The organism is Haloechinothrix salitolerans (assembly GCF_042662605.1).
GTDB classification, from domain to species: Bacteria; Actinomycetota; Actinomycetes; order Mycobacteriales; family Pseudonocardiaceae; genus Haloechinothrix_A; species Haloechinothrix_A salitolerans.
In genome coordinates this window covers 3,463,662-3,484,409 of sequence record NZ_JBHSXX010000001.1, presented here as the reverse complement: position 1 = coordinate 3,484,409, position 20,748 = coordinate 3,463,662, and the positions used below count along the sequence as shown (strand labels likewise).

Sequence of the window (20,748 nt, the reverse complement as noted above, 5' to 3'; positions counted from 1 at the left end):
AACGGACCCTATGCGGTCCACAGTCCGGGAAATAACGGGCACCCCAGCGGCGGCGGTGCGCCCGCATCGAGTCGGGTTTGGTGAGGCGACCGCTTGGTCGATCTTCTACATCTTCGTCGCGATCGCCTTCGGCGTCTGGTTCACCATGGCGCACGGCGGCGACTTAGGCATCGAGTACTTCACCGGCTACCTCGTCGAGAAAAGCCTGTCGGTGGACAACCTCTTCGTCTTCGTCCTCATCATGACGACGTTCAGCGTGCCGCCGCGGCATCAGCACAAAGCGCTCACCTTTGGCATCGTGCTGGCGCTGGCCATGCGGGCGGTGTTCATCGCGATCGGCGCGAGCCTGATCTCGCTGTTCTCTTTCGTGTTCCTCCTGTTCGGGCTGCTGCTGATCTACACGGCGATCCAGTTGTTCCGGCACCGCGACGAGGATCCGGATGTCGAGAACAGCCTCGTGATTCGCACCGCACGCAAGATCCTGCCGCTCACCGACGACTACGTCGACGGCAAGCTCGTCGCGCGAGTAAACGGCCACCGCGCGGTGACGCCACTGTTCATCGTGCTGCTGGCCATCGGCAGCATCGACGTGCTGTTCGCCGTGGACTCGATTCCGGCCGTCTACGGCATCACCAACGAGCCCTACATCGTGTTCACCGCCAACGCCTTCGCGCTCCTTGGCTTGCGCGCGCTGTACTTCCTGGTGAAGGGCCTGCTGGATCGCCTGGTGTACCTGTCGACCGGCTTGTCGGTCATTCTCGCGTTCATCGGGGTCAAACTGCTTCTGCAGTGGGCGCATCTCGACGTCGACAAGAGCGTGCCGGAGATCCCAACGCTGGTGAGCCTCGGCGTGATCGTGGTGGTGCTCTCCGTCGTGACGGTGGCGAGCTTGGTCAAGGTTCGCCGCGATCCCACGGCGCGGGCGCACGCCGGTGCGGTCCAGGCGCACCGCGATCGAACACGCGACACGGCACGGTGAAGGACGCTTTCACCGCACTGCCTCACTCCACACGGAACCCGTTCGCTAGGTCCCGCATGGCACTGTCCATGATGTCGGTCAAGTTCTCGCCCGGATTCGCGAGCCAATGCTCATACGCGGCGAGCGCGGCGCCTAGTGCGGTGTAGGCCAGCGCCTGTGGCACCAGGCTGTCCTCGGGTACCCCAAGCCTGTGCGCGGCGAACTCGGCGACAACCTGGCGCCATGAGGCGTAGCGCAATGTGGAGTGGGCTTGGAGCGCGGGCGTGCGCAGGATCAACTCCATCCGCCTGCGGTGCCAGGGCACCTCATCGGGGTCGAACCGGTTGAAGTCGACGACGACAGTGCGGACGGCATCCATGAGGGGCTGGTCAGCGGGACACTGGGCGAACTGCTCGCGCATGTAGCCGAGGTGCTCGGAGAAGTTTCCCCAGACCACGTCGTTCTTGGAGTCGAAATAGCGGAAGAACGTACGCCGTCCGATGCCAGCGGCCTTGGCGATGTCATCGACCGTGGTGGCATCGAACCCTTTGCTGCCGAACAGCTCGAACGCCACACCCTCCAGGTGCACAGGACTGGTCGAGGGGCGCCGCCCTCTCCGAGTGGTGCCCATTCGCTGCCGATCGGACGGTGTCGCGGTCATATCCCTTCCCAATTGACACTCGGTGTCATTATGTTCCGGCTAGTGCTGTGCATACCCCACCAGAATGAGGAGGGCACGCGATGAGCGACCAGGAGATCACGACAACAGTAGCCGTCGATGCCGAGAGCACTGACGACGTCGCCGAGGACTTGTTGGTCGAGGATGTGTCGATCGATGGCATGTGCGGTGTCTACTGAGGCCGCTACCGGTACGGCGAGGCTGGACCCAGCCTCGCCGTACCGACTGGCGCCATCGGTGGCGTTGCGACCGGAGCCGTTCGGCGCGCTGGCATACGACTTCCACAGCAGGCGATTGTCATTCCTCAAGACGCCGACGCTGGTGCGGGTGGTTCGCGAACTCGCCGATGCGCCCGACGTCACTCACGCGTTGACGGGGGCCGGTGTGCCCCCCGACGAACATCCGCAGTACCTACACGCCCTGGCTGGTCTTGCCGAGGCGGGCATGATCCAGCCGCGCGAGACCGGGTCGTGAGTGCTGATCGGAGTTCTCATCCTGATCAGCACTCACGACGGGAAGGAAAGCGTATGCAGCTGGTTGAGCACTTTCAGGATGGTCTTGATGCGCCGATCTGTTTGACGTGGGAGCTGACGTATGCGTGCAACCTGGCGTGTGAGCATTGCCTGTCGTCGTCGGGCAGGCGTGATCCGCGTGAGTTGTCGACCGCCGAGTGCAAGACGGTCATCGATGAGTTGCAGCGGATGCAGGTGTTCTACGTCAACATCGGTGGTGGCGAACCGACCGTGCGGCCCGATTTCTGGGAGCTGCTGGACTACGCCGTCGCGCACGACGTCGGGGTGAAGTTCTCCACCAACGGCGTGCGCATCACCCCCGACCGGGCACGCCAATTGGCGGCGACCGACTACGTCGACATCCAGATCTCGCTCGACGGCGCCACGCCTGAGGTCAATGACCACGTGCGCGGACCCGGCTCGTACGACATGGCGGTGCGCGCGATGGACAACCTCGCCGCCGCGGGGTTCACCGGGTTCAAGATCTCGGTGGTGATGACCCGGCAGAACGTCGATCAGCTTGACGAGTTCCAGGCCATCGCCGACGCCTACGACGCGCAGTTGCGCATCACCCGGCTCCGTCCGTCGGGGCGGGGCGCGGACGTGTGGGATGAGCTGCACCCCACCCAGGCGCAGCAGCGCCAGATCTACGACTGGCTGCTGGCCAACGGCGAGAACGTGCTGACCGGCGACTCGTTCTTCCACCTCAACGCCCTCGGCTCGACCCCGCTCCCGGGACTGAACCTGTGTGGCGCGGGCCGGGTGGTGTGTTTGATCGACCCGGTCGGCGACGTCTACGCCTGCCCGTTCGCCATCCACGACGCCTTCCTCGCGGGCAATGTTCGCGACACCGGTGGGTTCACCCACGTGTGGCGACACTCGGAGCTGTTCACCGAGCTACGCAGCCCGCAAACCGGTGGTGCCTGCACGTCCTGTTCGGCGTTCGACTCGTGTCGGGGTGGCTGCATGGCGGCGAAGTTCTTCACCGGCCTGCCCCTCGATGGCCCCGACCCGGAGTGCGTGAAAGGCAACGCCGAACCCGCGCTCGCCGCCGTCGGCGCCAACAGCACACCCACACCGGATAAGGACCATTCCCGCACCGCCCGCCCGGCGCGGATCGGTCTCGGCATGCCCACCCCGCGCACGTCGGTGCCGGATCGGGCGTGCGACACCAGCCCGCTGGCCGACCTGCGCTGACGAGGGGTGTGAGTCGTTTCGGCCGTCATCGCGACCACAACGACTCACACTCTCCACCCACGATCCACCGAAACATCACGAAGGACACACTCATGGCGAGCACCAAGGACTGGTTCGAGACCGTCGCCGAGGCCCAGCGGATGGCGCGTAAGCGGGTACCGAAGTCGGTGTATCTGGCGCTACTCGCGGGCTCGGAGTCCGGCCGCACGCTCGACGACAACGTCGCCGCGTTCGCCGAACTCGGGTTCCGCCCCCACATCGCCGACCTGCCCGCTCACCGCGACCTCACCACCACCGTGATGGGCCAAGAGCTGTCGCTGCCGGTGCTCTGCTCACCCACCGGGGTGCAGGCGGTCGACCCGGACGGCGAGGTCGCCGTCGCCCGCGCCACCGCCACCTCCGGCACCGCGTTGGGGTTGTCGTCGTTCGCGTCGAAACCGATCGAGGACGTCGTCGCCGCCAACCCGAAAACGTTCTTCCAGGCCTACTGGCTCGGCGACAAAGACAGCATGCTCGCCCGCCTCGACCGCGCCACACACGCCGGCGCGAAGGGCCTGATGGTGACGCTGGACTGGAGCTTCGTCACCGCCCGCGACTGGGGCAGCCCACCCCTACCCGAAACGGTCGACCTCAAGACCATGACGAAATTCGCACCCCAAGTGCTCGCCCGGCCCGGCTGGCTGGCCCGGTTCCTCCGCCGGGGCACCCTGCCCGACCTGACCACGCCGAACCTCGTGCCGCGCGGCGAGGCCGGGCCGACGTTCTTCGGCGCCTACGGCGAATGGATGTTCACCCCACCACCCAGCTGGGACGACCTCGCCTGGCTACGCCAACAGTGGGACGGACCGTTCCTACTCAAAGGCATCACCCACCCCGACGACGCGAAACGCGCCATCGACATCGGTGCCACCGCGATCTCGGTGTCCAACCACGGCGGCAACAACCTCGACTCCACCCCCGCCACCATCCGACTTCTGCCCTCCATCACCAACGCCGTGAACGGTCAGCTGGAGATCCTGCTCGACGGCGGCATCCGCCGCGGCAGCGACGTCGTCAAAGCCCTCGCCCTCGGCGCGAACGCCGTCATGATCGGACGCCCCTACCTGTGGGGCATGGCCGCCAACGGCGAACGCGGCGTGCACAACGTCCTCGAGATCCTCCGCCAAGGCATCGACTCCACCCTCTACGCCCTCGCCCGCCCCTCACTGGCCGACCTCTCCCCCGACGACATCGTCATCCCCCACGGATTCACCCGAGGCATGTAGCCATGTCCGCCGACACTCCCAGAGGCAGCCCGAGAGTTGCGGTCGTCACCGGCGCCGCCCGCGGCATCGGCGCGGCCACCGTCCGCACACTCGCCGGTGCGGGCTGGCGGGTGATAGCCGTCGACCGCTGCGCCAACGACCCCCGCGTGCCCTACCCCCTCGGCAGCAAGGACCAACTCGCCGCGCTCGCCGCCGAACACCCCGACCGCGTGGTCGACGTCGTCGCCGACGTGGGCGACCTGCCCGCCCTACGCGACACGGTCACCGTCGCCGAAGACCGGTTCGGCCGCCTCGACGCCGCCATCGCCGCCGCCGGGATCATGGCCGGTGGACAACCACTGTGGGAAACCGAGCCGGAAGACTTCGACGCGCTGTTCGACGTCGGTGTGCACGGCGTCGCCAACCTCGCCCGCGCCACCATCCCCGCCCTGCTCCGCAGGCCCGAACCACGCAGCGGCCGGTTCGTCGCGCTCGCTTCGGCCGCCGCCCACCGCGGCCTCTACCACCTCGCCGGCTACACCGCCGCCAAACACGCCGTCATCGGACTCATCCGGGCACTGGCCCACGACCTGCGCGGCACCGGCATCACCGCCACCGCCGTCTCCCCCGGCTCCACCCACACCGACATGCTCACCGAAACCGCCCGCCTCTACCACCTCAACAGCCCCCATGACTTCGCCCAGCACCAACTGATCGGCAGGCTGCTTGAGCCCGATGAGGTCGCCGCCACCGTGGTGAGGGGCTGTTGATCTTCCGGACAGCGAACCCACTAGGGTTTTTGTTCGGAAGAGAGGAAGCCAGTGTCAAAGAATCGTCGGTCGTTTACTCCTGAGTTCAAGGAGGAGGCGGCGAAAATGGTGGTCGAGACGGGCCGCCCGGTGGCGTCGGTCGCGCGGGAGAACGGGCTGAACGAGCAAACGCTTCGTAACTGGGTGAACGACTACCGGAAGGCTCATGCTGCGGACGAGCCACCATTGACCGTGTCGGAGCGCGCGCGGCTGCGTGAGCTGGAGAAGGAAGTCCGTGAGCTACGGATGGAGAAGGAGTTCCTGGGAAAAGCCGCAGCCTTCTTCGCGAGCGAGTATCGGTGAACGAGAGGTACGAGTTCATCGAGGTGGAGAAGGGCGCAGTGACCGATACTGGCGAGAAAAAGTACACAGTGACCAAAATGTGCGAATGGTTGGGTGTGTCGAAGTCGGGATTCTATGAATGGCGTTGTCGGCCCAAGTGCGCGACGGCGCAGCGTCGCGCCTACCTGGCTCCGTTGATCACGAAGGTTTTCGACGATTCGGATGAGACCTACGGTCACCGGCGCGTCCACGCCCAGCTGCAGCGCCAGGGTGAGCGGTGCACCCCTGAGCTGATCCGCAGCATCATGCGTGAGCTGGGGCTCGAGCCTTGCCAGCCCCGTCCGTGGCGACTCGGCCTGACTGAGCCGTCTGCCAGCTTGCTGCCCGACCTCGTTGGCCGCGACTTCGCCGCATCCGCGCCCGGCGAGAAGATGGTTGGCGATATTACCTATATCCCTACGTGGGAGGGCTGGGTTTATCTCGCGACGGTCATCGACTGTCATACGAAGGGCGTTATCGGGTGGGCGATGGACGATAATTACCAGACGCCTCTCATCGAGAAGGCGATTCGCATGGCCGTACGCAACTATCCTATCGCACGCGGGGCGATATTCCACTCCGACCGTGGCAGCAATTACACTTCCGCCCAGTTTGCCAGCACGCTCCGATCATTGGGCATCAGGCAATCGGTCGGACGCACGGGAATATGCTATGACAATTCGATGGCCGAATCGTTTTTTGGTGCCCTGAAGAACGAGCGGGTTCACCGAGTGATCTACTCCACCCGAAAGAGGGCCAGGACAGATATTGCTGCCTATATCGAACTTAGATATAATAGTCGACGTCTCCATTCGGGACTCGACTATAAGGCCCCAAATGAGGTCTACAACGAGTACCTGAACCGGCAGCAAGCGGCATGAATTGACCCACTAAACAGCTGTCCGGAAAGATCGAGGCCGCTCATGGCGTGGCTGTGCCAACCCGACGCCAACGCCATCACCGGCACCACCCTCCACGCAGACGGCGGCTTCACCCCATGACCAGCCACACACCGGGAGCGCGCCACATACCCACTCCGGCATCCGACACCGCGCTCGCGGGACACCACGTCACCCCCGATGTGTCGCTGCGCCGCCACGCGGGCGGCCGCGTCATGCTCGGCGGCTCCCCCACCCGACTCCTACGACTCACCACCCACGGCGCCACACTGCTCGACCGCTGGTGCGCGGGCCAACCCATCGGCACCGCCCCGCGCGAGACCGCGCTCGCCCGTCGCCTCCTCGACGCCGGACTCATCCACCCCGAACCTCGGCCCGGCCGCTACACCCCCGCCGACGTCACCGTCGTCGTTCCGGTCAACGACAACCCCCACGGGCTCGCCCGGCTCCGCGCCGCCACCGGCGACCTCACCACCATCGTCGTCGACGACGGCTCCACCGCACCACTCCTGGACGCCACCCTCCGGCACCGCACCCCCGCCGGGCCCGCCGCCGCCCGCAACACCGGCTGGCGGCAGGCGAGCACCGATCTGGTGGCGTTCCTTGACGCCGACACCCTCCCCGAACCCGACTGGCTCGAGGCGATCCTCGGGCTGTTCGACGACCCCGACGTCGCGGCCGCCGCACTGAGGTGTGTCTGAGTTAATTGACCAATCGCGGGTTGAAATACCCAGCCACGGCCGGTGCGTGGTCATTGGTTCTCCTCAGGTGCTCTGCTTCGACGGTATGCCAGGCGGTTCTCGCGTGCTTGGGCGAGTCCGTCGCGTCGGTTCTTGCGGATGGCGTCACCTCGTCCTTCGTGTTCGTCGTCGGGCGTGACATACCCGATGGCGGCGTGCAGCCTGACCCCGTTGTATTGGGCCCGTACGAGCTCGAGTTCGGCTTCGAGCTCGCCGGGGTCGCGGATCTTTTCCAGGTGCGGCCACTCGCCCTTCACGTGCCCGAACAGCGTCTCGATCCACGCCTGATCGGTCGGTGTGCCGGGCCGTCCGAACTGGCGGGCGATGGCCACACCGGCGAGGAACTCGCGGGTGGTGTGGCTGCGCATCTGCGGCCCGTTGTCGCTGATGGCCAGCAGCAACGGCAGCTGCCCGTCACCGATCGCGGTGCCGACGGCGTCGCGGTCGCCGGAGGCCAGCGCGGCCACCAGCGCGTCGGTCGCGCGGGCGTCGGCGGCCGCCCACAGGTTCTCGGCCTCCAGCGCGTCGGTGAAGGCGACCTCGACCTGGGTGGAAGACTCCTCGGCCGACACCAGGGTGGTGATCCACTTGCGGGAGACGATGTCGAGGATCGCGATCGCGGCGACCCGGGCGCGGGTGAAGTGCGTGAAGTCGTAACCCCACACCCGGTTGGGCTTCCACTCCAGCCAGGGCGGCCACTCCGCCCGACCGATCGGCTCGCGGGGCGGCTGACCAGGAAGAACGAGCCGTTCGGCGGCCAGGATCCGCCGCACCGTGGACTCGGAGACATGCACCAGTCCGATCCGCGAGCCGCGGTGGGCGAGCTTGCGATGACTACGGTCGGTCTCGCCCCAGGTCTCGAACAGCTCCACGACCGCGGCCCGCTCGCCCGGCAGGATCCCGTGCAGGGGATGCCCGCCCGGCGGTAGGTCGTCCAGCCGCCCGGCGGCCTGGCGGGCCAGCCACGCCTGGTAGCGACCGTGTTCCAGGCCCAGCCGGTCACATGCCCGCCGCGCCGACCAGCCACGCTCGACGGCGTGCTCGATCAACTCGAGTAGGCCGGCCTTCACGTCAGCGTGCACCCGCGCCGGGACCGGGCCGGCCATCAGCCCCAGGCGGGTTTTCCCTCGTGCAGATGCAGCGCCACCGCCTGCTCGGTCACCGTGGCGCGCAGCCGCTCGGCCTCCGCCCGCGCCTCCTCCAACTCCAGCTGCTCGACTGTCTTGCCCGGCCGGCCCGGCCGAGCCGACAGCGCGGTCAGCGCGCCCTGCTTGGCGGTACGGCAGATCGTGGTCACCGTGGTGCGGTCGACCTTCCACTTCTGCGCGGCCTCCCGCTGCGTGCACTGCCCAGTCAGCACCGACACATACATCTCGTACTTCTGGCTCGGCGAGAGCAGCCGTCGCTGCTTGCGTGCCTTCATGGGCGTATTGGACGTCATCATCAGCCTCCGGAACGGTCAGACACACCGCTTCGTGGCTGGGTATTTCAAAGATCAAATGGTCATCTAACTCAGACGCAAGACGGCACCCCGCATACGCAGCCTCCCCGACACCAGCCCGATCGCCCGCTACGACGCCGACCAATCACCACTCGACCTCGGCCCCCACCCCGCGGTCGTGCGGCCGATGAGCCGCGTCAGCTACGTGCCCACCGCCGCACTCATCATCCGCCGCAACGCACTAGCCAACCTCGGGGGTTTCGACGAACACCTCCGCTACGGCGAAGACGTCGACCTCACCTGGCGACTCATCGCCGCAGGCCACACCGTGCGCTACCAACCGGAGGCGACCGTCTGGCACCAACCCCGCCCCACCCTCCGGGCCTGGCTACAACAACGCCACCACTACGGCACCTCCGCCGCCCCCTTGTCCACCCGACACCCCGAACTACTCACCTGCGCCCGCGCGAACGGCTGGACACTCACCGCCGCCGCACTCACCACCGCAGGCAGGCCCGGACTCGGCGCCACCCTCGCCGCCGCCAGCACCGCCGCACTACCCCGGACGCTGCGACGCAAAGGCATCCCCGCCCGCGCGGCACTCACGCTGACCGCACAGGGACAACTCGGCGCGGCCACGATGCTCGCCGCCGCCATCCGACGCGGCTGGTGGCCCCTGCTACTACCCACCAAACGCGGACGACGCATCCTGGCCGCCAGCCTGCTCCCCTGCCTCGCAGAAGGCATCGCGCACGCGACACGAACGCTCTCTCCGCATCCGTCGCGGGGCACCGAGCCACCCAGCACTGCACGCCGCCTCGACCCCATCCGCTGGACGGCGCTGCGCATCGCCGACGACCTCGCCTACTCCACCGGCGTCATCACCGGCTGCCTCCGCCACCGCACCCTCGGCCCGCTGCTGCCGCAGACCACCGAACGCCACCAGCCATGAACCTCGGCACGCTCCGTTCCCCCGAGCTGTCAGGGCGCGCCCCGGTGCTCGCCGTCCCACTCGGCGCCACCGAACAACACGGCCCCCACCTCCCACTCGACACCGACACCACCATCGCCACCGAACTCAGCCGCCAACTCGCGAAACGGGTGCCCGGCATCGTCGTCGCACCACCCATCCCCTACGGCTCCAGCGGCGAACACGCCGACTTCGACGGCACCCTGTCCATCGGCCAACACGCACTGCGCACCGTCCTCATCGAACTCGTCCGCTCCGCCGACCGGTTCACCGGCACCGTCCTCGTCAACGGCCACGGCGGCAACCACCACCCCCTCACCGACGCCGTCCGCCAACTCCGCACCGAAGGCCGCCAGGTGCTCGCCTGGTCACCCACCGGCCCCGCCGACGACAGCCACGCCGGACACACCGAAACCTCCGTCATGCTGCACCTCCGGCCCCACCACGTCGCCCTCGATCGAGCCGTACCAGGCGCGACCGCGCCACTCCCCGAACTCATCAACCGACTCCGCACCGACGGAGTCAAAGCCATCAGCCCCAACGGCATCCTCGGCGACCCCACCCGCGCCACCGCCGCCGTCGGCGAACTCGCTATCGAGCGCTGGACCGCCGACCTCACCCACGCGGTCAGCACCTGGCTCGCGCACCCTCCAGCCGGATAGGTACCCACCCGGCTCGACCGGCCGGTTCTGTCGTGCCACCTCGACGGTTTCCGCTTCGAACGGTTCCACCGCTGTGAGCGCGGCCATAGCGTCACTGGCACACGCGCTCTACGAAAGGGTTCAGACAAATGCAGGTAGACGAGCTACTCAAGCCATTCCCGATCAAGGAATTCCACCCATTTCCACGCGCCCTGATGGGCCCTGGCGCGCACGAAATGATCGGCCCAGAGGCGAAGAACCTCGGCTTCACGAAAACGCTCGTGATGACGACCGGGCTGCGCGGGTCGGACACCGTGCACAAGATCGTGGAGTCGATGAAGTACCACGGGCTGGACGTCGTCGTGTACGACGAAGTGGAGTCCAACCCCAAGGACTACAACGTGATGGACGCCGTGTCGCTGTATCAGCAGAACAAGTGCGACAGCTTCGTCTCCATCGGCGGCGGCTCCTCGCACGACGCCTGCAAGGGCGCGCGGATCTCGGTCGCACACGACGGCCGCAACGTCAACGACTTCGAGGGGTTCAACAAGTCGGAGAATCCCAGCAACCCGCCACACATCGCGGTGTCCACCACCGCGGGGACCGGCTCGGAGACGTCCTGGGCGTACGTCATCACCGATACCACCACCGACCCGGATAACCCGCACAAGTATGTAGCGTTCGACGACGCGTCGGTGACGTCGTTGGCGATCGACGACCCGACGCTGTACTACGACTGCCCCATCGACTACACCGCACAGTGCGGGTTCGACGTCCTGGCGCACGCCTCCGAGCCGTACGTGTCGCGGCTGAATTTCGAGCCCTCGCTGGGTAACGCGCTACGCGCGATCAAGCTGACCGCCGAGAACCTCCGGCAGGCCACGTGGAATCCCGCCGAACTGTCCGGCCGGGAGGGAATGATGTACGCGCAGTACATCGCGGCGCAGGCGTTCAACTCCGGTGGGCTCGGCATCATCCACTCCATCTCGCACGCGGTGAGCGCGTTCTACGACACCCACCATGGCCTGAACAACGCGATCGCGCTGCCGCGCGTGTGGGCGTTCAACATGCCGGTGGCGTACAAGCGGTTCGCGGAGATGGCCAGCGCGATGGGCGTGGACACGCACGGCATGACCGACGTCCAGGCCGCGGATGCCGCGCTGGCCGCGGCGATCCGGCTGCTGCGCGACGTCGGCATCCCGGAGCGGTTCGTCGACGTCAAGCAGGACACCTACTCGAAGAACCGGCTCGGGCAGGGGCCGACGAAGTTCTACGAACAGGCATCGGCGATCAAGGGCGACGACACGGACGTCGACCGCATCACCAACCACGTCCTCGGTGACGCCTGCACGCCAGGCAACCCCAAGGAGTGCACCTTCGAGACCGTCCGACCGGTCGTTGACCACAGCATGAACGGCGAGCTGGATGACCTGCTCAGCTGAGGGCCCGTTCGACTCGGTCGACGCCGTCGGCGCCGCGCTCGCCGAGCAGGGTTACATCACCGACTCCCGGCTGGCCACCACGGTCTTCCTGCAGACCCGGCTGGACAAGCCGGTGCTGATCGAGGGGCCGGCCGGGGTTGGCAAGACCGAGCTCGCCAAGGTACTCGCGGCGGCGACCGGCCGCGGGCTGATCCGGTTGCAGTGCTACGAGGGCCAGGACGAGACCAAAGCGCTCTACGAGTGGGACTACGGCAAGCAACTGCTCTACACCCAGATGCTGCGGGACAAGATCGGCGAGGTGGTCGCCGATGCCGCCACGTTGCATGACGCGGTGACGCGCATCGGCGCGCAGGAAAGCGTGTTCTTCTCGGAGCGGTTCCTCGCGCCCCGGCCGTTGCTGGACGCGGTGCGTTCGGAGCAGCCCGCCGTGCTGCTGGTCGACGAGGTGGACCGAGCCGACGAGGCACTCGAAGCGGTGCTACTGGAGATGCTGGGCGAGTACCAGATCTCCATCCCGGAGGTCGGCACGTTCGCCGCGCACCAGCCGCCGTACGTCGTCCTGACGTCGAACAACACGCGCGACCTCGCGGCGGCGCTGAAGCGGCGGTGCCTGCACCTGTTCCTCGACTACCCCTCGGCGGAACGGGAGCTGGAGATCGTGCGTAGCAAGCGGACCGGGCTGCCCGATGCGCTGGCGGAGCAGTTGGTGCACATCGTCCGGGGGTTGCGGGAGTTAGAGCTGCGCAAGGCACCCAGCATCTCGGAGACGATCGACTGGGCACGCACCCTGGCAGTGCTCGGTGCCGACGAGCTGTCGGCGCAGGTGCTGGCGGACACGGTGTCGGTGGTGGTCAAGTACGACAAGGACGTCGACAAGGCGTTGGGCGCCCTACCGCGCCTGGTCGATCCGAACGCCGAGGTGCCGGTTTCGCTTGGCCACTCTCACGACCACTCGCACGGGCACGGACACCACCACGGCCATTCCCACAACGAGCATCACCATCACGATGGGTCCGATGTGGACGGTGCGGCGGTGCGGGCGGCCAAAGACGCGCCCGACCGGTTCGACGACGGGTACTACGGCAACTCGTCAGGAAAGCTACAGCGGTTACCGGTGAACGCCGGGCAGGGCTCCCGGTCGTTCGCCCGTCGCAGGGCGCTCTAGGGGTACGCGGTGGAAGCCATGATCCACCGGTTCGTCCGGCTGCTCCGGCTCTACGGCGTGCGCGTCTCGGTACCCGAGGTGCTGGACGCGCTGCGCTGTGCCGGGCAGCCGGGCGTGCTCACCGACAAGAAACGTCTCAAGGCGGCGTTGCGGGTCGCGCTAATCAAGGACCGCCGCGACGAGCCCGCGTTCGACGAGGTCTTCGACGCCTTCTTCGCGCTGATCAAGGTCGGCGGCGAGGACACCAGCCACGGGCACGGCCACGAGCACGACGACCTCACCGACACCGGCGCGCTGGAGTCGTTCACGCTGTCCGACGAGCCGAGCCAGACGCCGCAACAGGGCCACGAGCACGGCAAGCCGTCCAGCATCCGGGACTACTTCGACCAAGAAGACCTGGCGCAGCGATACAACCTGCACCAGGAAGCCAACAAGATAGACATCGCCTCACTGACGGACGAGATCGTGCTCTCCAAGGACAACGAAATCGTCGCGGGCAGCGAGGGCTACCGGGTACAGCTCGACACCGAACGGCTGCACGGCGCCGGTGCACCGGGCAAACTCGCGGGCGACTCCGGCACCACGGTGGATGCCGAGCTGACCATCGCCGAGACCGAGGCGCTGCTCGGCTGGCTCAACGACCAAACCGAGGACCAGACCGGCGACGAGTCCGACGCCGCCGCGTTGCGCAAACGCATGGCTGGTGTGCTGGCGGACCTTCCGCGAGCGCTCAAGCGGCACCTGGAGGCGCTGCTGGAGCTGGAAACCCGCGCCGTGGAGTCACGAGAGCAGCGAGTGGCCACAGTGGACAGCGTGGCCGAGCGGGAACGCGCCGATCTGGAGGAGTCGCTGCGCAGGCTGGCGCGGACGCTGCGCGGCGCGCTCACCCATCGCAGGCGGGTGTCGCCGGTCGGCAGGGTCGATCCCGGCAAGACGATGCGCCGCAACATGCGCTACGACGGCGTGCCGTTCGCGCCGGTCACCGTGCGGCGCACCGAGGACAAGCCCCGGCTCGTGGTACTGGCCGACGTCAGCTTGTCGGTGCGGGCCACCGCACGGTTCACACTGCACCTGGTGCACGGCCTGCAGGACCTGTTCGCGCAGGTGCGGTCGTTCGCGTTCGTCGCGGACATCGCCGAGACGACGGAACTGTTCGCGGATCATCCCGCCGACCGCGCCCTCGGGCTGATCTTCGGCGGTGACGTGCTCGACGTCGACGCGAACTCCGACTACGGCGCCGTGATCAGCGAGTTCGTCAGCGAGTACGCCTCATCGGTCACCCGGCGCACCACGCTGCTGGTGCTCGGCGACGGCAGAGGTAACGGCAACGACCCGAATCTGGCGGGCTTCGCGGAGCTGACGCGGCGGGCGCGGGAGACGATCTGGCTCACTCCGGAGCCGCGCTATTCCTGGGGACTAGAGCGTGTCTCCCGATTCATCGGGCGAGCATGACGGTGGCGGCGAGGAGTACGCCGCCGAAGTAGGTCCGCGCGTACTTGTCGTAGCGGGTCGCGATTCCGCGCCACTGCTTGAACCGGCCGAAACCGCGCTCGACGGTGTTGCGCTGCTTGTAGAGCTCGGGGTCGAAACCCGGTGGCCGACCACCGGCGGACCCCTTGTCCTTACGGCGTTTGGCCTGGTCGGAGCGCTCGGGGATGGTGTGCCGGAGGCGTCGCCGCCGCAGTTCGCGGCGAGTCGACGGGTGTGAGTAGGCCTTGTCCGCCAGCAGGCGATCCGGCCGGTGCCCGGTCGCGGCCAGGGCCTCGAGCAACGGCGCCAGGCGCGGATTGTCCCCGGCTTGCCCGGCGGACAGCAGCATGGCCACCGGGCGGACACCGGAGGTGACCAGGGCGTGGACCTTGGTGGTCAATCCGCCGCGCGAACGACCGATCGCGTGGTCGTCCGGCTCGGAAATCTTGTCATTCGACCTGGCCCCCTGTGTGGTCCGCGGAGGGCGCGCCGGCGGCATGCTGGTGCGCCCGCACGACGGTGGAGTCCACCGACAGCAACCAGTCCAGCTTGCCCGTATCGGCGTGGTCGGACAGCACATGCTCGAAGATCCGCTCGTACGTGCCGTCGCTTGACCAGCGGCGATGCCGCTTCCACAAGGTCTGCCAGGGGCCGAACTCAGCGGGCACATCACGCCACGGCGATCCGGTGCGAAAGCGCCACGCGATCGCTTCCAGCACCTGACGGTGATCACGCCAGCGCGCACCACGCCGCCCAACATCAGACGGCAACACCGGCTCGATCGACTCCCACAACTCGTCCGTGATCACACCAGTTCTGATCATTCACCGATCATCAGCGAACCACCGGCCGATATTCGGGAGACACGCCCTAGGCGGCTGCGATCTACCGGACTACGCCGAGTACTGCGACCGGGTGCGGGTGGTGCGCGATCTGTCCGGATTGGAGGGTACCGCACGTGACCTCACCACCGACGTCGTCGGCCGATGAACGCCGTGCCCCGCGCCGCGCTCGACCCGCTGTCGCCGGTGACGGACCGGCACTACCAAGACGAACTGGTGGAGGTGCTCAAGCTCGGCAGGGGTCAACGGCCACAGGGCCCTGGCGAGACGATCGCCACCACCGCTCATTTCCAGTTGCGCAAGCGGGGCAGACGGTTAGAGGTAAGCCACTGGCTCCGGCCTGATCAGTTGGACAACGACCTGGTGGGGCTATTGCACGCCGAGCTGTTCAGCCCCGGCTGGCTCAGCGGTAACGACGTCTTCGAGCATGTCGTCACCGGCATCGTCCGCTCCACCGTCAGCGACCCACTGCTCGCGTGGCACACCTTCTACGCCAACACACTCGCCAAGATCCGACGGACCACAGTGGACGACGGCGAGCCCAGCTCGGTCATCGCGGGCATGGTCCCGGTCTACGAACGCGCGCTCGAGATCGTCCCGCCTGGCAGCGTGCTCGATCTCGGATCCTGCTTCGGGTTCTTCCCACTACTGCTGGCCGAACGCGGCGATACCTCGGTCATCGCATCTGACCTCGTGCCCGCGAGCATGCGGCTGTTGGCGACGATCGCCCGTGCGCGGCACGTGCCGCTGGCGACGCTGGCCTGCGACGCGGCGAGCGTGCCGCTGCCGAACCGGGCGGTGGACACCGTCACGCTGCTGCACCTGCTGGAGCATCTGGAACCGGCCGACGGGGACAGGGTCGTCGCCGAGGCGGTGCGACTGGCGTCAATCCGCGTGGTCGTCGCGGTGCCGTTCGAGGAGGAACCGGCGCCGATCTACGGCCACGTTCGCACGTTCGACCGGTCGATCCTCGCCGACATCGGCATCGCCACCGGACTCCCGTTCACCGTCACCGAACACCACGGTGGCTGGCTGGTCATCGAGACGGGCCGAGGGTAGCTATCCGCCTGGCCGAAAGACGGGGCCAGCAGCGCCTTCTTGCCCGGCGACCACGACGTGTGAGGTGCGCCACCCTGCTCAGGTAGCCATCGCGTCAGCACCGGAAGGAGCGCTCATGTCATCTCACGCACAGACAGCGACGGAACCGACCGATACCGACTTCGAGCCAGAGCCGAGCCCTTCGGGACCACTGGCGGGTGATCCCGCACTGATCGGCGTGCCAACCTTTCTTGTCGGTGCCATCGCACTCGGCCTGACACTTGTCGGCTACGTCCCCGCCGAGGCAGCGGGCGCCCCCATCGCCATCATCCTTGTCGCCACCGGAGTTGGACAGCTGATCGCGGCGATATGGGCCGCCGCGCTCGGACAGAACGCTGTCGCCGCCATCTTCGGGGTGTTCGCTGGATTCTGGCTCAGCTACGCGGCACTGGTCCTCGGGCTGACACACGGCTGGTTCGGCATTCCCGCCGAGTCCGCCGTCGCGACCCAAGAACTCTTCCTCATCGCGTGGCTGGCGACGATCAGTCTTCTCACCCTGGCCACGTTACGACTCCCGCTCGCTTTCACCGTGTTGTTCGGCCTGATCACGCTGTCACTCGCGCTGGTACTCACCGCGACCCTGACCGGATCAGCGAGCATTCAGACGGCGGCCGGTATCGTGGTGTTCTCGTTCGTCGCCGTCGGCACCTATCTGTTCTTCCACGTCGCATCACTCGCCACCGGCGGTGCCGGGCTGCGCCTCGGCGCGCCCGTGGTGCGCTGATACGGGCTGATACCGGGTGGGCCCCGCTCGTGGACGCCGCTGGGCCCACCCGACCAGCTCAGTGCCAGTCGGCTCATTCTCCAGCACGCAAACGAGATCGTGATCGATACACCTAGATCAATCCCATTTTGCTCGCCTCGTAGACCGCCTCGGCCCTGCTGGACGCGGACAACTTCCGCATGATGTTACGGACGTGGAACTTCACCGTGGTCTCCGAGATGAACAGCCTACGGCCGATCTCGCGGTTACTCATCCCGTGCGCGAGCAGTTCCAGCACACCCTGTTCCCGTTCGGTCAGCGTCGGTTCATCCGGCGTGGTGCGGATCGAGCGCACCATCACCGAGGCCGACCTAGAGTCGAACGCGCTCTCGTCGCGCGCCACCGCACGTATCGACGACACCAGGCCGCTCGTATCGACGTCCTTGATCACGTAGCCCTTCGCACCCCGGTGGACGGCCTCCAGCACAAGTGCATCGTCGAGGAACGTGGTCAGCACCAGCACACCGATGTCCGGGTACCGCTCGGTGAGCTCGGAGCACACCGCGAGCCCCTCGGTGTCGGACCCGGTGGACAGTTTGAGGTCGAGCAGCACGATGTCCGGCCGCAGCCGGTCGATCACCGTCCTCGCCTCGGTGGCGGTGGTCGCCTCCCCGACCACGCACATGTCTTCCTCTCGCTCGAGGATCGAGCGCAGCCCCTGCCGGACGATCGCGTGGTCGTCGACGAGCACGATGGTCAGTGCTCGGCTTCCCGCTCCTTGTGTCGGTGGCCGCACCACGCTCGCCTGTTCTCGCACGGTCATCCCGCCGCCCTCCTGTCGGTCTGCTCCGGTGCCGGAATCTCGAAACGCAACATGATGCCGCCGAGGCGTGACTTGCGGATCGACATCGTTCCGCCAAGATCCGCTGTGCGCGCAGCCATATTCGCCAAGCCCCGGTGTCCGCCACCGAGATCGGCTGCCGAAGCCAGCCGCAGCATCTTGCGCAGTTGCGCCGGATCGCCATCGCCGTCATCGGAGATCGTGAGCACGATCGTGTGCGCCTGGTATCGCAGCCGCACCTGCGCCTGGGTCGCGCTGGTGTGCATCACCGTGTTGAACAGCGCCTCCCCGGTGAGCCGCAACAGCGAGTGCTCTGCCTCGCCAGACAGCGCGACCGGCTCGCCGGTGACTCTGACCTGCACCTTCAGATCACTCGGCAGGTGCACCGTTGACAGGCGCTCCAGCAGGACCGGCAACGAGCCGGACGGCTCCTCTGCCGTGTGGTGCAGCGCGTAGATCGCCGCCCGCAGTCGCTCCACCGCATGCCGGGTGAGGTCTTTGGCGGCACCGAGTTGTTCAATCGTCGGACCCACGTCGTCCGGGTTGTCGGTCAGCTCGGACCGGCACAGCTCGATCGTCATGCCAGCCGAGAGAACGTCCTGGGTGACGCTGTCGTGCAGTTCTCGCGCGATCCGGTGCCGCTCGTCATCCAGCGCCTGCCGCTGCATCGCCGCGATGAGCCGCTGCTGCGTCTCGGCGAGTTCAGCGTTGCGCGCGGCGAGGTCACGAGCCCGTCGCTCCGCTGTCTCGGACAACTGCTCGGTCCTGCCCCGCAGCCGCGTCGTCGCGTGTAGCAGGAACGAGTTGTGCAGCGCGACAGCCGCGTGATTGGCCAGTACCCGCAGCAGCGCCAAGTCGGTGTCCGCGATCGAGACGGCGGGACCTGGCCGTGCGGCGATCCCACCGACCGGCTCGCCGTCAAGCGTCATCCCGACACGGACGATGCCGGTGTGCTGATAGTCCTCGCTGACGTCCTCGTGTTCGGCTTCCCACGGCCGGCAACGCAACACCCGTAGCTGCTCCAGCGCGCTGTGCGGCAACCGGTGTTCGTCGTCGATCAGCTCGTCACCCGCGGAGAACAGAAATCGTGGCCGCGCCGCCTGCAACGCGCCATCGGCGACCGCGACGAGCAGCCAATCCGCCTGCAAATGCTCGGTCGCCGTCGCGACCACGGCTTCGACGAGCGCCCGAGGGCCCTCCCCTGTGACGACCAGCGCGCGGGAGATTCGGTCCAGCGCCCGCACCGCGTTCTCCAGCCGTTCCGCTGACCGAACGTACTCCGGGTAGAACGAACGTTTCCCGGAACGGACGCCGGTGAGCGCTCCCAGATACGCGTCGCTCACGTCGCGATCGGTCGTGCCACCCATTACAGCGCCTGCCGGAACAGCCACTCGATGTCGGCGGCGCTCGCGTCCCTCGGGTTGGTGGCAAGACACGCGTCGTTGAGTGTGGTGCGCGCCAGCGTCGCGATCACGGACTCGGTGACCCCAAGGTCCGCGAGGCCCTTCGGCACGCCGACGTCGTCCGCGAGCCCGCGCACGTGAGCGGCGAGCAGCTCGGCGACCTCCATGGCGGGCTTGCCGTCGACGTCGATGCCGATCGCGGCGGCGAGTGGCACGTATCGCTGCGGAGCGGATGCGGCGTTGAACCGGATCGCGTGCGGCAACAGGACGCCGTTCAGCACGCCATGCGGCGCATCGAGCAAACCACCAACCTGGTGACTCATCGCGTGGGTAACGCCAAGGATCGCGTTGGTGAACGCCATGCCCGCCTCGAGCGCGCCCTGGGCCATGGCGATGCGCGACTCCGCCTTCCTCGGCCGCGACAGTGTGCGCTGCAGGTGCGTCGTGATCAGGTGGGCGGCGTGCAGCGCGTGATGATCGGTGAGCCGATTGTGCGCACGAGAAACGTACGCCTCGATCGCATGGGTGAGGGCATCAAGCCCGGTGGCGGCGTTCAGCTCGTCCGGCATCGTGATGAGCAGCCTGGGGTCGATGATCGAGATATCCGGGACGAGCGTCCGGCTGATGATGGTGATCTTGGTGCGCCGCGCGGTATCGGTGATGATGGCGAACTGCGAGACGTCCGCGCCGGTACCGGACGTCGAGGGCGCCATGACCAGCGGCGGGATCGGCTGCGTCACCTTGTCCACTCCCGCGTAGCCGAGGATCGCACCGCCATTGCTCGACAGGATCGCCACACCCTTGGCCGCGTCGATGCACGACCCGCCACCCACCGCGATGATCACGTCGGCACCGGTCGCCACGTACTGCTCATAAGCGGCCTGCACCTCGTGGTCCTTCGGGTTCGGGGTGACCTCCGACCACACGACCGGACGAAGACCCGCCAGTTGAAGGTGTCCTACCGCTTCGGACACCCAACCCGCTTCCTGGATGCCGCCGTCGGTGACGACGAACGGCTTTCTTGCCCCGACCCGCAGCGCGGCGTGGCCGAGCTCGGCGAGCGAGCCCGGCCCGAGCACGATCTCCGGAGCGTGGAACTTAGCGAGCTGGAACGCCGACTCGATCGAGTCCGGCGTCGCGGCGCGGGGACCACTCAGCTCATCCGGCAGGGTGCCGCTATCCGGGTCGCTGAGCAGGGCGGCACCGTTTCGCTCCGGTTGAGACCAGGTGAGCGTGCCTGGCGGCATCGCATCGATGGCCGGGGTCACGTGGGACACGAGAACACTCCTCGGTGGTTCGATGTCGCGGCCAGAACCACTCCAGGCTAATACCTGTGTGACGGGCAGCACACCGTTCACTCCGATGGCCGCACC

The 20,748-nt window shown here is 67.3% G+C and carries 22 protein-coding genes and 1 pseudogene; 16 read left to right on the top strand and 7 right to left on the bottom strand.

The features are described from left to right. Positions 1-10 precede the first annotated feature (10 nt). Positions 11-979 carry a TerC/Alx family metal homeostasis membrane protein gene (locus ACFQGD_RS16575; RefSeq protein ID WP_345398974.1) on the top strand — a complete coding sequence of 323 codons (969 nt, stop codon included), beginning with the start codon at positions 11-13 and terminating at the stop codon, positions 977-979. Between the two features lie 22 nt (positions 980-1,001). Here the strand turns inward: ACFQGD_RS16575 and mftR are convergent, their stop codons facing one another. Continuing rightward, on the bottom strand, positions 1,002-1,589 hold the full coding sequence (gene mftR / locus ACFQGD_RS16570; protein ID WP_390221149.1) for a mycofactocin system transcriptional regulator: 588 nt from the start codon (positions 1,587-1,589) through the stop codon (positions 1,002-1,004). Positions 1,590-1,699: 110 nt separating this feature from the next. Between mftR and mftA the strand changes: the two genes are divergently transcribed. The 7 genes from mftA (at position 1,700) to ACFQGD_RS16535 (ending at position 7,320) form a co-directional block, all read left to right on the top strand. Continuing rightward, entirely contained in the window at positions 1,700-1,816 is a 117-nt protein-coding gene (gene mftA / locus ACFQGD_RS16565; RefSeq protein WP_345398968.1) for a mycofactocin precursor MftA, read from the top strand. Next, a complete protein-coding gene (gene mftB, locus ACFQGD_RS16560; RefSeq protein WP_390183662.1) occupies positions 1,806-2,111 on the top strand; it encodes a mycofactocin biosynthesis chaperone MftB in 306 nt (101 codons plus the stop codon). The genes mftA and mftB overlap by 11 nt, the downstream gene beginning before the upstream one ends. A gap of 53 nt (positions 2,112-2,164) precedes the next feature. After that, complete coding sequence (mftC, locus tag ACFQGD_RS16555; RefSeq protein ID WP_345398962.1) at positions 2,165-3,346, top strand: mycofactocin radical SAM maturase; 1,182 nt, start codon at positions 2,165-2,167, stop codon at positions 3,344-3,346. Between the two features lie 92 nt (positions 3,347-3,438). Next, complete coding sequence (mftD, locus tag ACFQGD_RS16550; RefSeq protein ID WP_345398959.1) at positions 3,439-4,611, top strand: pre-mycofactocin synthase MftD; 1,173 nt, start codon at positions 3,439-3,441, stop codon at positions 4,609-4,611. A gap of 2 nt (positions 4,612-4,613) precedes the next feature. Continuing rightward, on the top strand, positions 4,614-5,360 hold the full coding sequence (locus ACFQGD_RS16545) for a mycofactocin-coupled SDR family oxidoreductase (RefSeq protein WP_345398956.1): 747 nt from the start codon (positions 4,614-4,616) through the stop codon (positions 5,358-5,360). Positions 5,361-5,411: 51 nt separating this feature from the next. Further along, a protein-coding gene (locus tag ACFQGD_RS16540; RefSeq protein ID WP_390221019.1) for an IS3 family transposase occupies positions 5,412-6,601 on the top strand; the annotation gives its coding sequence in 2 pieces (ribosomal slippage) (positions 5,412-5,664 and positions 5,664-6,601; 1,191 coding nt in all). A gap of 116 nt (positions 6,602-6,717) precedes the next feature. Beyond that, on the top strand, positions 6,718-7,320 hold the full coding sequence (locus tag ACFQGD_RS16535) for a glycosyltransferase (protein ID WP_345398848.1): 603 nt from the start codon (positions 6,718-6,720) through the stop codon (positions 7,318-7,320). Between the two features lie 50 nt (positions 7,321-7,370). Here the strand turns inward: ACFQGD_RS16535 and ACFQGD_RS16530 are convergent, their stop codons facing one another. Next, a complete protein-coding gene (locus tag ACFQGD_RS16530; protein ID WP_345398882.1) occupies positions 7,371-8,465 on the bottom strand; it encodes an integrase core domain-containing protein in 1,095 nt (364 codons plus the stop codon). Further along, complete coding sequence (locus ACFQGD_RS16525; protein ID WP_345398879.1) at positions 8,465-8,782, bottom strand: hypothetical protein; 318 nt, start codon at positions 8,780-8,782, stop codon at positions 8,465-8,467. The genes ACFQGD_RS16530 and ACFQGD_RS16525 overlap by 1 nt, the downstream gene beginning before the upstream one ends. A gap of 205 nt (positions 8,783-8,987) precedes the next feature. Between ACFQGD_RS16525 and ACFQGD_RS16520 the strand changes: the two genes are divergently transcribed. The 5 genes from ACFQGD_RS16520 to ACFQGD_RS16500 all read left to right on the top strand — a co-directional run bounded on the left by ACFQGD_RS16520 (position 8,988) and on the right by ACFQGD_RS16500 (position 14,470). Then, positions 8,988-9,752 (top strand): glycosyltransferase family 2 protein, encoded by a 765-nt coding sequence (locus ACFQGD_RS16520; RefSeq protein ID WP_345398989.1) that lies wholly within the window; start codon positions 8,988-8,990, stop codon positions 9,750-9,752. Further along, positions 9,749-10,432 carry a mycofactocin biosynthesis peptidyl-dipeptidase MftE gene (gene mftE / locus ACFQGD_RS16515; protein ID WP_345398986.1) on the top strand — a complete coding sequence of 228 codons (684 nt, stop codon included), beginning with the start codon at positions 9,749-9,751 and terminating at the stop codon, positions 10,430-10,432. The genes ACFQGD_RS16520 and mftE overlap by 4 nt, the downstream gene beginning before the upstream one ends. A gap of 128 nt (positions 10,433-10,560) precedes the next feature. Next, complete coding sequence (gene mdo, locus ACFQGD_RS16510; RefSeq protein ID WP_345398983.1) at positions 10,561-11,853, top strand: NDMA-dependent methanol dehydrogenase; 1,293 nt, start codon at positions 10,561-10,563, stop codon at positions 11,851-11,853. Beyond that, the gene (locus ACFQGD_RS16505) at positions 11,837-13,018 is read left to right on the top strand and encodes an AAA family ATPase (protein WP_345398980.1); all 1,182 of its coding nucleotides are present in this window, start codon (positions 11,837-11,839) and stop codon (positions 13,016-13,018) included. Before mdo ends, ACFQGD_RS16505 begins: the two co-directional genes overlap by 17 nt. Positions 13,019-13,036: 18 nt before the next feature. After that, positions 13,037-14,470, top strand: coding sequence for a VWA domain-containing protein (locus ACFQGD_RS16500; protein ID WP_345398977.1), 1,434 nt, complete (start codon positions 13,037-13,039; stop codon positions 14,468-14,470). On the opposite strand, the pseudogene ACFQGD_RS16495 reads toward ACFQGD_RS16500, so the two are convergent. After that, positions 14,454-15,312 (bottom strand): annotated as a pseudogene (locus tag ACFQGD_RS16495) (IS5 family transposase). The gene ACFQGD_RS16500 and the pseudogene ACFQGD_RS16495 sit on opposite strands and share 17 nt — an antisense overlap. Between ACFQGD_RS16495 and ACFQGD_RS16490 the strand changes: the two are divergent. From ACFQGD_RS16490 to ACFQGD_RS16480, 3 genes are all read left to right on the top strand, one after another. Next, positions 15,290-15,478: a hypothetical protein gene (locus ACFQGD_RS16490; RefSeq protein ID WP_390221063.1), complete on the top strand. Its 189-nt coding sequence runs from the start codon at positions 15,290-15,292 to the stop codon at positions 15,476-15,478. The pseudogene ACFQGD_RS16495 and the gene ACFQGD_RS16490 sit on opposite strands and share 23 nt — an antisense overlap. Continuing rightward, positions 15,475-16,389 (top strand): mycofactocin oligosaccharide methyltransferase MftM, encoded by a 915-nt coding sequence (mftM, locus tag ACFQGD_RS16485; RefSeq protein ID WP_345390809.1) that lies wholly within the window; start codon positions 15,475-15,477, stop codon positions 16,387-16,389. The genes ACFQGD_RS16490 and mftM overlap by 4 nt, the downstream gene beginning before the upstream one ends. Positions 16,390-16,504: 115 nt before the next feature. Further along, on the top strand, positions 16,505-17,152 hold the full coding sequence (locus tag ACFQGD_RS16480) for a GPR1/FUN34/YaaH family transporter (RefSeq protein WP_345390806.1): 648 nt from the start codon (positions 16,505-16,507) through the stop codon (positions 17,150-17,152). Positions 17,153-17,264: 112 nt separating this feature from the next. Here ACFQGD_RS16480 and ACFQGD_RS16475 read toward each other — a convergent pair whose 3' ends face one another. Genes ACFQGD_RS16475 through ACFQGD_RS16465 form a run of 3 tightly spaced genes read right to left on the bottom strand, consistent with a single transcriptional unit; the run spans position 17,265 to position 20,652 of the window. After that, positions 17,265-17,954 (bottom strand): MadR family response regulator transcription factor, encoded by a 690-nt coding sequence (locus ACFQGD_RS16475; RefSeq protein WP_345390803.1) that lies wholly within the window; start codon positions 17,952-17,954, stop codon positions 17,265-17,267. Further along, positions 17,951-19,315 carry a MadS family sensor histidine kinase gene (locus ACFQGD_RS16470; protein ID WP_390183601.1) on the bottom strand — a complete coding sequence of 455 codons (1,365 nt, stop codon included), beginning with the start codon at positions 19,313-19,315 and terminating at the stop codon, positions 17,951-17,953. Before ACFQGD_RS16470 ends, ACFQGD_RS16475 begins: the two co-directional genes overlap by 4 nt. Positions 19,316-19,338: 23 nt before the next feature. Beyond that, on the bottom strand, positions 19,339-20,652 hold the full coding sequence (locus ACFQGD_RS16465; protein ID WP_345390797.1) for an iron-containing alcohol dehydrogenase: 1,314 nt from the start codon (positions 20,650-20,652) through the stop codon (positions 19,339-19,341). Positions 20,653-20,748 lie beyond the last annotated feature (96 nt).